The sequence below is a fragment of the Actinacidiphila rubida genome (genome assembly GCF_900110255.1).
Classification (GTDB): Bacteria; Actinomycetota; Actinomycetes; order Streptomycetales; family Streptomycetaceae; genus Actinacidiphila; species Actinacidiphila rubida.
In genome coordinates this window covers 36975-49170 of the sequence record NZ_FODD01000012.1, presented here as the reverse complement: position 1 = coordinate 49170, position 12196 = coordinate 36975, and the positions used below count along the sequence as shown (strand labels likewise).

General features: G+C 70.4%; 7 protein-coding genes. 5 read left to right on the top strand and 2 right to left on the bottom strand.

What is annotated here, in order from left to right; all coding sequences use genetic code 11:
* Nucleotides 1–403: 403 nt before the first annotated feature.
* A complete protein-coding gene (locus tag BMW99_RS13950; RefSeq protein WP_079138475.1) occupies nt 404–4498 on the top strand; it encodes a Kelch repeat-containing protein in 4095 nt (1364 codons plus the stop codon).
* 1 nt (nt 4499) lies between these two features.
* Here BMW99_RS13950 and BMW99_RS13945 read toward each other — a convergent pair whose 3' ends face one another.
* Nucleotides 4500–6758 (bottom strand): ATP-binding protein, encoded by a 2259-nt coding sequence (locus BMW99_RS13945; RefSeq protein ID WP_075016886.1) that lies wholly within the window; start codon nt 6756–6758, stop codon nt 4500–4502.
* A 369-nt stretch (nt 6759–7127) separates the two neighbouring features.
* On the opposite strand from BMW99_RS13945, the gene BMW99_RS13940 reads away from it, so the two are divergent.
* The gene (locus BMW99_RS13940; RefSeq protein WP_069462299.1) at nt 7128–7568 is read left to right on the top strand and encodes an SsgA family sporulation/cell division regulator; all 441 of its coding nucleotides are present in this window, start codon (nt 7128–7130) and stop codon (nt 7566–7568) included.
* Nucleotides 7569–7663: 95 nt separating this feature from the next.
* Here the strand turns inward: BMW99_RS13940 and BMW99_RS13935 are convergent, their stop codons facing one another.
* Nucleotides 7664–8686 carry a methyltransferase gene (locus BMW99_RS13935; RefSeq protein ID WP_069462300.1) on the bottom strand — a complete coding sequence of 341 codons (1023 nt, stop codon included), beginning with the start codon at nt 8684–8686 and terminating at the stop codon, nt 7664–7666.
* A 906-nt stretch (nt 8687–9592) separates the two neighbouring features.
* Here BMW99_RS13935 and BMW99_RS13930 point away from each other — a divergent pair.
* The 3 genes from BMW99_RS13930 to BMW99_RS13920 all read left to right on the top strand — a co-directional run bounded on the left by BMW99_RS13930 (nt 9593) and on the right by BMW99_RS13920 (nt 12147).
* On the top strand, nt 9593–10246 hold the full coding sequence (locus BMW99_RS13930) for a response regulator transcription factor (protein ID WP_079138220.1): 654 nt from the start codon (nt 9593–9595) through the stop codon (nt 10244–10246).
* 297 nt (nt 10247–10543) lie between these two features.
* Nucleotides 10544–11338, top strand: a complete 795-nt coding sequence (locus tag BMW99_RS13925; RefSeq protein WP_069462301.1) for an SDR family NAD(P)-dependent oxidoreductase — start codon at nt 10544–10546, stop codon at nt 11336–11338.
* Nucleotides 11339–11493: 155 nt separating this feature from the next.
* Nucleotides 11494–12147, top strand: coding sequence for a helix-turn-helix transcriptional regulator (locus tag BMW99_RS13920; protein ID WP_075016885.1), 654 nt, complete (start codon nt 11494–11496; stop codon nt 12145–12147).
* Nucleotides 12148–12196 lie beyond the last annotated feature (49 nt).

Sequence of the window (12196 nt, the reverse complement as noted above, 5' to 3'; positions counted from 1 at the left end):
GAGGACGCGGACGCCGGACCAGCCCGGCGACGTCGCTCAGGCGGAATCTAGGGTTCTGGTGTTCGAGGCAGGCGTCGGCGAACGCACAGCGCCTTGCCCAGGGAAGCACTCGGCCCCGTGCCGACGGATCCGTGCACGGACAGAACAGAGTCGGTGCACGGACAGGCGCACGCGCCGGGTCCCGACTCCTAGGCTTCGGTCCGGGCGGACGTGGAACCCTTCCGCGCCGTCACCGGACCCCCGACCGCCGGTTCGATGGCGCATGCCCTACAACATGCCGACAAAAATCGTTACTTGACGTTTCATCGTCGCGTCTGCAAGAACGTCCCTGGCGAACGTGAGTTCGCCCTCGACCGGCTGTTCCCGGAGCGGGTCCCAGGCACAAGCGCACAGGAGTCGCACGTTGCGAATATCCAGGCTGTTCACTGAGAGAGTTCGGCCGGCGCGCCTGCGTCTGGCGGCGGCCGCCTCGATGGTGGTGACGGTGGTGCTCGCCGGCCTGCCTCCCGCCGTGGCGGTGGCGGCGGAGACCAGCGGCGGCACGGCCGCGCCGGCCGCCGAGGCGCCGCCCAGCGGCGCGTCGGTCGAGCCGTTGTGCCAGGTGCCGCAGCCCGGCAGGGTCGGGTGTTTCGCCCTGCGGCGCAACCAACCCGTCAGCCGCCAGGGAGTGCTGTCGGCCGCCGCACCACCCGACGGATACGGTGCAGCGGATCTGCAGAGCGCGTACAACCTCCCGGCGGACGGGGGCGACGGCCGGACCGTCGCCATCGTGGTGGCCAACGACGATCCGACGGCGGAGGCCGATCTGGCCGTCTACCGTGCGCAGTACGGTCTGCCCGCGTGCACGACCGCCAACGGCTGCTTCCGCAAGATCGACCAGCGGGGCGGCACCGACTACCCCGAACCCGAGGCCGGTTGGGCCGGCGAGGCGTCCCTCGACATGGACATGGTCTCGGCTTCCGCGCCCGCCGCACACATCCTGCTGGTGGAAGCGGACAGCACCCTCTTCGAGGACATGTTCGCCGCCGTCGACCAGGCCGTCGCCCAGGGAGCGCAGTACGTCTCCAACTCCTACGGAAGCGACTACCGCGGGGCGCCCGGCAGCGGTGAGGACCCGGCGGAGTCCACCGAGTTCGACACCCACTTCAACCGTCCCGGTGTCGTGATGGTGGCCTCGTCCGGCGACTTCGGGTACGGCGTGAGCTACCCGGCCGCATCCCCGTACGTCACCGCCGTCGGCGGTACGACGCTCACCCGGAGCACGACGAACTCGCGCGGCTGGACCGAGTCGGCGTGGTACGCGACCGGGTCGGGATGTTCGGCGTACGAGCCCAAACCCGGTTTCCAGACGGACACCGGCTGCGACGGGCGATCCGTGGTGGACGTGTCCGCGGTCGCCGACGCCACCCCCGGTGTGGCGATCTACCAGACGTACGGAGGCTACGGCTGGGCGACGATGGCCGGCACCAGCGTCGGCGCTCCCCTCATCACGGGTGTGTACGCCGACGCCGGCGCTCCCGCCGCCGGCACTTATGCGAACTCCTACCCGTACTTCAAGCCGTCCGCCCTCAACGACGTGACCAGCGGTGTCACCGCCACGTGTTCGCCGTCCTACCTGTGCACCGCGGCGGCTGGTTACGACGGGCCGACGGGTCTCGGCACCCCCAACGGTCTGGCCGCCTTCCGCAGTTACCCGAACGGCACGGTGAGCGGCACCGTCACGGACTCCGCCGGGGCTCCCCTGACCGGGGCCACCGTGAGCGCCGACGGCTATCAGGTCACCGTGAACTCCCGCGGGCACTACTCGCTGACGCTCCCGCCCGGCAGCTACGATCTGCGCGCCTCCGCCTACGGCTATCGCACCAGGACCGTCCAGGCGGTCACCGTCGCCGACCACGACGCGATCGCCCAGGACCTCTCGCTGGACACCGCCCCGTCACGGACCATCACCGGCAAGGTCACCGACGGATCCGGCCACGGGTATCCGCTCTACGCGTCGGTCACCGCCCAGGACGTGCCCGGCGCGCCGGTCTTCACGAACCCCTACACCGGCACCTACACGCTGACACTGCCGGAAGACCATGACTACACGCTGAAGGTCGTCGCCCAGTACCCCGGCTACCAGACGGTCACCAAGGACGTCACCGTCGCCTCCTCGACAGGCGCGGTCGACGTCGCCCTGCCCGTGGACCCCGAGAAGGACACCGTCGCGGGCTACGACGTGGGGACCGTCGGACGCACCGAACCGTTCGATGCGACGGACTCCCCGCCCGACGGCTGGAGCGTCGTCAACGCGGCAGGCACCACCGGAGGCTGGGCGTTCTCGGACCTTGGACACCGGTTGAACACCACCGGTGGCAGCGGGGGCTTCGCGATAGCCGACAGCTACTACTTCGCCGCCGCGGGCAGCCGGCAGGACTCGTCACTGGTCAGCCCGGTCTACGACTTCAGCGGCTACACCAGGCCCCGGATCTCCTTCGACACGAACTACTTCCACACCCCCGGGCAGAGCGGCGCGGTCGACATCACGACCGACGGCGGCGCCACCTGGACCAATCTGCGGGCGTTCACGGCCACGCAGACCGGACACATCGACATTCCGATCGCCGCCTACGACGGAGCCAAAACCGTCCAAGTGCGGTTCCGCTTCATCGGTTCCCACAGCCTCTGGTGGGAACTGGACAACCTCTTCGTCGGTGACCACCCCGTCACTCCGCAGAGCGGCGGGCTGGTGGCCGGTGTCGTCACCGACGCCAACACCGGCGCCGGCGTCCTGGACGCGACCGTCGGCAACGACGACCACCCCGGGCAGACCGGCGTGACGGTGGCCACTCCGAGCGATCCGCAGCTGGACGACGGCTTCTACTGGCTGTTCACCGACGCTCGCGGCAAACAGTCCTTCACGGTGACCAAGAGCAAGTTCGCCTCCGGGACCGGCACGGCGCGCGTGGCGCCGGACGGGGTGACCCGGATCGACCGCGCCCTCGAGGCGGGAAGGATCACCGTCGAGTCCGCAGCCGTGGACAAGACCGTGGCCTGGGACGGCACAGGCACGAAGAAACTGACGGTGAGGAACACGGGCACGGCTCCCGCCACCTTCACCGTCACCGAACAGCTCAGCAACCCCGATGCCGGCGGAACACCCGTGGTCGGTGACGCCTGGCAGCCGGTGGCGGACCTGCCGACGCCCATCATGGACAACGTGGTCGCCGCGGACGGCGGGCGGCTCTACTCCGCCTCCGGCTTCGACGGCTCCTCCTACACTTCCAGCCTGTACACCTACGACGCCGGAAGCGACACCTGGTCGCAACTGGCCTCGGCAGCCGACGCACGCGACTCAGCCGCCGGGGGATTCATCGGTGGCAGGTTCTATGTCGTGGGCGGGCACGCCACCGACTACGAACCCGATGCGAAGCTGGAGATCTACGACCCGGCCACCGACACCTGGACCACAGGAGCGCCCTCACCCAAGCCCTACGCGTCCTCCGGAAGCGCCGTTGTGGACGGCAGGCTCTTCGTCGTCGGCGGTTGCACCAAGACCTCCTGTGTCAACAGGGACGTGTACGCGTACGACCCGCGCACCGACAAGTGGTCGACGATGGCCTCGTACCCCGAACCCATCTCCTGGACCTCCTGCGGTGAGATCGCCGACATGCTCTACTGCGCCGGCGGCCTGACGGACAGCGGTATCACGAAGCACTCGTACGCGTACGACCCGGTGACCGACAGCTGGTCGCGGATCGCCGACATGCCCGTCGCGCTGTGGGGAGCGGGGCACACGGCGGCGAACGGCCGGCTGCTCACCATCGGCGGCAGGACCGCGTCCGGCGTCACCAGCAGGAGCTTCGCCTACGATCCCCGAACCAGCACCTGGACGGCCCTGCCCAACGCCCCGACCTCGATCTATCGCGGGGGTGCGGCTCCCGGGTTCTACGTCGTCGGAGGCAGACGCACTCCTTCCGATCTCCAGATGCCGGCGAGCACCGTGGACGTGCTGCCCGGATACGACCAGGGCGACCGTACGGACGACGTGTCCTGGCTCGGTCTCCAGCGACAGCAGGCGACACTCCGCCCGGGGGCCAGCACCACGGTGACCGTCTCCCTGGATGCCACGGTCTCCGACGTCACTCAACCCGGCGACTATCCGGCGCAGTTGGGCGTGACCACCGACACGCCCTACCATGTCGCCCCGATCCCGGTGACGATGACCGTCAAACCGCCCGAGGGCTGGGGCAGATACGTCGGCACCGTGCTCGGTGCCGACGGGGCCGGCGGCGTGACACCCTTGGCCGGGGCCACGGTTCAGCTCGTCGGCAAGGAGTCGAGCCATACCGTGACGACCGGTGACGACGGCACGTTCTCGCTGTGGCTCGACGCCCGTGGTGGCCCGCTCGACGTGACCGTGTCGATGGACGGCTACGCGTCGCAGACCACTCAGGTGAAGCTCGTCAAGGGGCGGTCGACTCCCGGTGACTTCACGCTGCAGGAGGCGCCGTGACTCACCGGTGATCGAGTTCGGCCAGGCGTTCGCGGGCCGTCGCCAGATGCTGGGGGTTGGCGGCGTTCCCGAGGGCGAGGCATTGGGAGTAGACCTCGTGGGCCTGCTCCCGGTGCCCGCCGCCGAGCAGGGCCTCGGCGAGATGGATCAGCGCGCGGCTCTCGAGCCCGGGATTGGCGCCCGCGTGGGCGAGGCTCACCGCGGTGCGCAGGTGCTCGGCGGCCTCCTCCCAGTTCTTGAGGAGGGTGTGGGCTTGGCCGATCGACGTCTGCACGTTGGTGCGGTTGAAGGCGGCGCTGTGCGGTTCGATGCGGTCCCCGGCCTGATCGAGAAAGGCGAGCGTCCGGAGGTGCTCGGCGATGGACTCCTCGTAACGTCCGGCCCGCAGCAGGGTGTCGGCGTGGCTGCACATGGCGTGCAGGGTCCCGGGCAGGTCACCCGCTGCCTCGAACAGGCGGGCCGCTTCGCTGTTGTGCGGTGCCGCCGCGGAGTAGTCGGCGAGGTGGCTGAGGGCCCAGGCGGTGTAGCTGTGGGCCCAGGCCTGCTGGGCGAGATCGCCGGCGCGCCGGGCTGCCTCGAGTGCCGCGGCGGCCCGCTCCATGCTGTCGTGGTGGCGGCCTTCGCAGACCAGCAGGGCCCAGGCGTGAAGGTTCAGGTGAGTGGCTTCGAGACGGGGATCGTCGAGGGCGTGGGCGCTGTCGGTGGCCGTGGCGGAGACCTCGGGCCAGTGTCCCCAGAAGATCCACTGGTCGGAGAACCAGTGGAGGGCCTCCGCGACCTCCACGACGGCGGCGTGGTCCTCCTGGAGTGCGGCGCAGCGATAGGCGGCAAGCCAGTTGACGCCCTCTGCCTGGAGCCATTCGCGGGCCTGGTCCGCGGTGGACAGCGGGACGAGCCCCTGCCACGTGGGCGGTGGGGGACCGAAGTCGGGATCGAACCAGCGGCCGGCCACGACCGCGGTCTCCAGCAGCCAGCGATGCAGCGCGGACCGGGCCGCCGCCGCCACCTCCGCGGACTCCTCGGCTCCCAGCCGTTCGCGGGCGTACAGCCGCAGCAGGTCGTGCAGGCGGTACCGGTCCTGGTGAGAGCCCAGGAGCCCGGTCTCGACCAGCTCCTCGAGGGTGTCCTCGGCGTCGAAGAGCTCCTGGCCGGTGAGTCGGGCACTGCCCGCGACGCTGACATCCGGACCGTCGACGAGAGCGAGGAGGCGGAAGAGCCGGGCGGCGTCGGGGGTGAGCTGCCGGTAGGACAGGTCGAAGGCCGCCGAGACGCGGATGTCACCGGCGGCCAGGGTGTCCAGACGCCGTTCCTGCAGGGCCAGACGATCGGCCAGCCGGCGTACCGTCCAACCGGTGCGCGTCGCCAGCCAGTTGCCCGCCACACGCAGGGCGAGCGGCAGGTACGCGCAGCGCAGGGCGACCTCGGCAACGGCCTCGCGATCCGTGTCCGCGCGGTCCTTGCCGATCACATTGGCCAGGAAGACGGCGGCATCGGTGGGGGAGAGCTCGCCGATGGGCAGGCGCTCGACGTCCTCCAGACCGGTGAGCATCCGCCGGCTGGTGATCAGGACCATCCCCGCACCGGAGCCCGGCAGGAGAGGGCGGACCTGGGCCTCGTCACGCGCGTTGTCCAGCACCAGCAGACACCGACGCCCGGCCAGCGCCTGCCGGTAGAGCTCCGGGTGACCTTGCGGGCCGGCCTTGCTGAGGTCCCGGTCGGACACCCCGACCGCCTTGAGCACCCGCAGCATCAACTCGGCCGGCGCGCGCGGCTCGTCGTCCATGCCCCCCAGATCGAGGACCAGCTGGCCGTCGGGGAAACGATCCGCCAACTCACGGGCGGCGTGCAGGGCCAGGGTGGTCTTCCCGCTGCCAGGAGGCCCGGACACCGCGACCACCTGCGAGCGTCCGAGGGATGCCTGCTCGGCCAACTCGGCCAGTCGGGTGCGTTCGTGTTCCCGGCCGACGAAGTCGTCGATGCCGCGCGGGAAGGCGCGCACGTCGGCGGGAGCCTGGCGGGGGTTGCGGCCGATCCGGGCCGCGGCCAGGAGCTGTTCGCGCTCCGCCTCACGCAGGTTCAGTCCGTTCGCCAGCGCGGCGACCGTTCCTCTCTGCGGAGTCGCCCGGCGTCCCCGCTCCAGGTCCCCGATCCCGCGGCCACTGACTCCCGACGACTCGGCCAGCGCCTCGATCGTCAGCGACGCCTCCAGACGCAACTGCCTGAGCAGCGCCCCGAAGCCGACTGCGTTCTCGCCGGTCACCCGACCCACCCCCCTGTGCTTCGACCCCCTGCGCCGGAAGCAGCTCGAAGGATCCCCGCACCTTCCGCAGGCCGGGGACCACGAACGCCCTTGGCGATCATGCTTGGTGCGTCCCATGATATTCACACGTGATGCCGCAGATGGACCGGAATGCACGTTGCCTCCGGGCCCCGTCCAGGAGCCGGCCGCAGCCGGGCACCCCCCTCCGGGGAGGTGCCCGGCGCGCGCGGACGCGGACGACCCTCCGGGCCGCCCGGTGCTCTCCTGGGCAACATTTCGTACACCGCTCGGCAAATGCCGTGCCGTGGGCGCGCCTACGGTCGTGGGGAGAAGCGTTGCCATCCCCAGACCTTGGTGAACGGATAGGAAATGAACCAACCGTTTTCGAGCGCCGCCGAAACGAGAGTCACGTGTGAAGTCGTCGTGCGTGTGGTCGTCGCAGGCGAGCCGCAGGTGTCACTGCCCGCCAGTTTTCACTATCACCGTGCGGACCCCTACGCCGTACGCCTGGCGATCGGGACGAAATGCAGCGGCACGGTCGACTGGGTATTCGCGCGTGATCTCCTGTGGGAGGGAATGAGCCGGCCCGTGGGTGAAGGAGCCGTCCTCGTGTCGCCCCGGAGTTCGGCGCGCGGCCCTGTGGTGCGCATCATCGTCAGATCGCCGGCCGGGTCGGCGATGTTCGACATCAGGACCGCCGCCGTCGCCGACTTCCTGCATCGCGCTCACCGGCTCGTGCCGCCGGGCACGGAGGGAAGTCACACCGACATCGACCACCTCGTGACCCTTCTGTCGGGCACCGGCGAATGAGCGGCGATCGGTGGCTCGCCCCGATGCGCGGCGAACGGAGTCCGGGGGTGTTGTTCGCCGCGCCGCCCGTCAGCGTGGGCCGGTGAGGCCCAGGGTCACTTGGTGGCGTAGAGGGCGGTGTAGCCGCCGATGAGCGGGCGGGTGTCGATCGTGGTGAAGCCGGCCGTCCGGAGCCATCGGGTGGCGTCGGCGACGGTGTATTCGGAGCCGCCTTCGGTGTCGATGAGCATGTTCAGGGACAGCATGAGGCCGTAGGTGTTGTGGCGGCGTTCGTCGTCGATCATGGCGTCGTAGACGATGAGGGTGCCGCCGTCGGGGAGTGCGTCGTAGGCCTTCTGCAGGAGGAGCCGGCGCTGTTCGAGGTTCCAGTCGTGGAGGATCTGGCCCATGACGTAGACGTCGGCGGCGGGCAGGGGGTCGGTGAAGAAGTCGCCGCTGTGGAAGGTGAGCCGGCCGGTCAGGCCGCGGCTGGTGACGAACTCCTGGAAGACCGGTTCCACGGGGGGCAGTTCGAAGACGGCTGCGGTGATGTCGGGGTTGGTGTGCAGGACCGCGGCGGGTACGGCGCCCAGCGCTCCTCCGAGGTCGACGAGGTGGCGGCGGCCGGTCCAGTCGAAGTCGGCGGCCAGGGCGCCGGCCAGGGGTGTGCTGACGCCGTTCATGCCGTTGAGGAAGTTCCGCCAGGCGGCGGGGTCCTGGCTGAGGGTGGCGAAGAACGGGGCGCCGCTGTGGGCGACCTCGTTCTGCGGGGTGCCGGTCTTGAGGGCGTCGGTGAGGTGGTTCCAGAAGCCGAAGAGACGGGCGTTGGCCATCTCCAGGATCCCGCCGACGTAGGACGGCTTGTCCCGGTCCAGGAAGAGGTCCGCGGCGGGGGTGTTGCGGTAGGTGCCGTCCTCGTCGCGTGTCAGCAGGGCCAGGGAGACCAGCGCGTCGAGGAAGTCCGCCGAGGACCTCGGGTGCAGGCCCACCTCCGCGGCCAGGGCCGCGCCGTCGCGCCCACCGCCGGCGAGCGCGGTGAAGACGCCCAACTCCACAGCGCTGAGAAGCGTCTTGGACGCCATGAAACCGAGGCCGAGCTGAAGTATCGGCTCAGGAGTGATCAGGTCGTCGACCGGCATGTTTCTCTCCATCGGATTGGGAAGTTGAATGCTAAACATGTTCAGGGGCCTGTGCGCTTCGTGAGACGCGCGACGGGCGCTCCACCGGCCTGAAGGATGGGGGAGTGGGGCTCTCTGACCAGCGGAGTTGCCCGTTCGGGCCAACCCCGTTCGGGCCGGTGCCGGTGCCGGTGCCGTCGACACCGGCGCCGTGCACGGGTCGTTCGGGCTCGGGGCCGGGTGCGGTGCCCGCCAAGGACGGGGTTCCGCCGAAAGCGGGGAATCGCCGCGGCGTGCTTTCGCCATTTCTCCGGTGGTGTTCGTGCCCGCGGGTGGCCACGCCTGATGGGCCGATCGAGCAATGAGACCGCCTGAAAGGGCAACTCTCCTTATGCGAAGGCGCCGTGTGCGCGGCGACGGCCGGCAGCGGTTGTATGGTCCCTCGAAACGAGCAAGCGTTGTCGCGTGGAACGACGGTGGGCATGAACGGGAATGTGACAAGGCGCGTCGTGTCGATGGTGTGGCCGGAAAGCCTGACCGATGGATTCGTCCGGTCGCAGCACTAGGTCTGTCGCCGGACGGAGTGCCCGGTGCGGCATGCCGTCGCGCTGTCGCGGGAAGGCCCCGGGGCACCGCCCCGTGAACGCGACCGGAGTGGTGTTCCTCCGGCGGTGCGCGGGCGCCGACGGCGGCGGGGACGCCTCCGCGGAACGGGTGCGCCGGACGCGGACGGCGGCTCGGCCCGCCCGGGTGGGCGTCCGGAACTGAGGAGGGCCGCGCCGTCCCCGCGGGGCGGCCGGCGAACGCCCGGCTTCCGGAGGCCGCCTGTCGGCGGTTCCACGGCGAGGCCCACCCGTGGAACCACTTCCCCCACATCACCGCGGTCGTGCGCCGAGACCACGTCGCGCCGATCCAGGAGGACCTGCGTTGACCTTCAAGGAGAATCCTCCTGCCTCGACCTCGACCTCGATCGTCGTCCGGGCGGCCGATCCGGTGTCCCTGCAGGGCGCCGAAGTCCTTCTGCGCAGGTCGGAAGGGACGACGCTGCTGCCGGTCGACCGAGCGGACCGCGCGGACGTCCTCCTGATCCTGGCGAACGAGGTGACCGAGGAGACCATGGCGTGGATGGAGGAGGCGTCCGCGGTCTCCTCCAATCCGGGGATGCGGATCGTCCTGGTCGCCGACCGCATCAGCCGACCGCGGCTGGCCCGCGCCGTCCGGCACGGTCTCGTCAGCGTGCTGCCCCGGGCGCAGACCGGCTTCCCCGAGATCGTCGAGGCCGTGCTGACGAGCCGGGCGGGCGGCGCGCAGATGCCGGGGGAACTGCTCAGATCCCTGGTCGAGCAGATGCGCACACTGCTGAACGATCCGGGCGGCGGGGTCCTGCCGGGCGGCTTCGAAGGCCGCGAGGTAGAGGTGCTGAGACTGCTGGCCGAGGGCCTGGACACGACGGAGATAGCGGCGAAGCTCAACTACTCCGAGCGCACCATCAAGAACATCATCTTCGCGGTGACACGGCGGCTCAACCTGCGCAACCGCACCCACGCGGTCGCCTACGCGATGCGGGTGGGCGCGCTGTGAGCCGCTGGAACCCTCGCGCTGCGCGCCGCTGGAGCTCGTGTACGGTGCGCCGCCGCGGCGCTCACGCCGGCCGACGGGCACGAGGTGGGGCGCCCGGGGGGTGACGGACGCGGTCCCGGGGTGCGGAATAGTTCGGACCGATACTTGATTGAACATTCAAGAATGCACCGCGCCCCCGCCGGGGAGCGCGCAGGGAAGGCCCACCGGACACCCTGACGGGGTTCGCTCGTCCGCTGACGCCGCACGGCCGACCCGCATCGTGAATCTGTATTGATCATTCCAGAAAAGGACATCCCCATGGAACTGCACCTCAAGGACAAGGTCGCCGTCGTCACCGGAGCCAGCAAGGGCATCGGCCTGGCGGTCGCCGAGGGACTCGCCCGCGAGGGGGCCAAGGTCGTGGCGGGCAGCCGCACCTCCACCGCCGAGCTCGACGCGCTCGCGGTGAACCACGACGTCACCGTCGTGCCGGTCGACCTGTCGATCCCCGAGGGCCCCGACGCCCTGATCCGCCAGGCCGTGGAGCATCACGGCCGGATCGACATCCTGGTCAACAACGTCGGCGCGGCCGAGCCCCGCGAGTCGTTCCTCAAGGTCGGCGACCAGCAGTGGCAGGACGTCTTCGGCCTGACCTTCTTCAGCGCCGTGCGCGCCAGCCGGGCGGCCCTGCCGCACCTGCTCCGGGCCGACGCGGCCGCGATCGTCAACATCACGTCCATCAACGCCCGGCTGCCCTTCCCGATGGTCGTGGACTACTCGGCGGCCAAGGCGGCGCTGACCAATCTGAGCAAGGCGCTGTCCGAGGAGTTCGCCCCCCAGGGCGTCCGCGTCAACGCCGTCTCCCCGGGGCCGGTCCGCACTCCTTTCTGGACGGCGCCGGGCGCCTTCGCCGACGCCACCGCCGCGGCCGCCGGCACCACCGCGCAAGAGGCACTCGACGTGATCGTGCCGCAGAGCATGGGCATCACCCTGGGCCGGATCACCGAGGCGCACGAGGTCGCCGACCTCGTCCTCTTCCTGGCCTCCCCGGTGGCGGGCAACATCACCGGAGCCGAGATCGTGATCGACGGCGGTCAGATCAAGACCCTCTGACCCGGCACCCAGGAGTGCGATGCCGGATGCGCGGGACGTGGACACGTCCTGCGCATCCGAAAGCCGCCGCGGCGGCGACGCCGGGCTTCTTCAACGAGCGAGGAGGTCGTTCCGTGCGAAGCGAAGAAGTTCGCACTCCAGGAGACGTCGGCCCGGTGCGCGGTCCCGGATCGTCGCGCACCGTACGGATCGTCGTCCTGTCGGAGGACGCGCTCACCGCGCAGGGCGTCGAAGCACATCTGACGGCCGACGACCGGGTTCTGGTCCTCCCCTCGGACACCGAGGAGAGACCGGACGTCGTGCTGGTCGTCACCGGCGAGGTGACCGACGGCACCCTGGCCTCGATCCGGCGGTTCGCCGGGGACGACCCGGCCGACCACCCCCTGCTGATGCTCGTGGCCGAGAAGCCCACGGCGAAGCAACTCGTCCGGGTCGTCGGAATGGGTCTCGTGGCCTTCATGCCGCGGGAGCGGACCACCCTCGCGGACATCACCGACATGCTGTGCGAGGTGACCCGCGGCGCCGCGTCGCTGCCGCAGCCACTCCTCGGCTCGCTGCTGGAGGAGATGCGCACCCGGCCGGGGAGCGACACCACCGCGGCGGCGGGGGAGGGCCCGGCATCCTTCACCTCGAGGGAGATCGCCGTCCTGCGACAGCTCGCCGCCGGGTTCACCACCGCGGAGATCGCGGCGGCCCTGCACTACTCGGAGCGGACGGTGAAGTACGTCATCCACGCGATGGTCGTGCGGCACGGCCTGCGCAACCGGGTCCATGCGGTCGCCTACGCCCTGAAGCAGGGGCTGCTCTGACCCCGGCTCGTGCCGCGGTGCGGCCGAGCCCGTCGGACAGGCGCCGGGC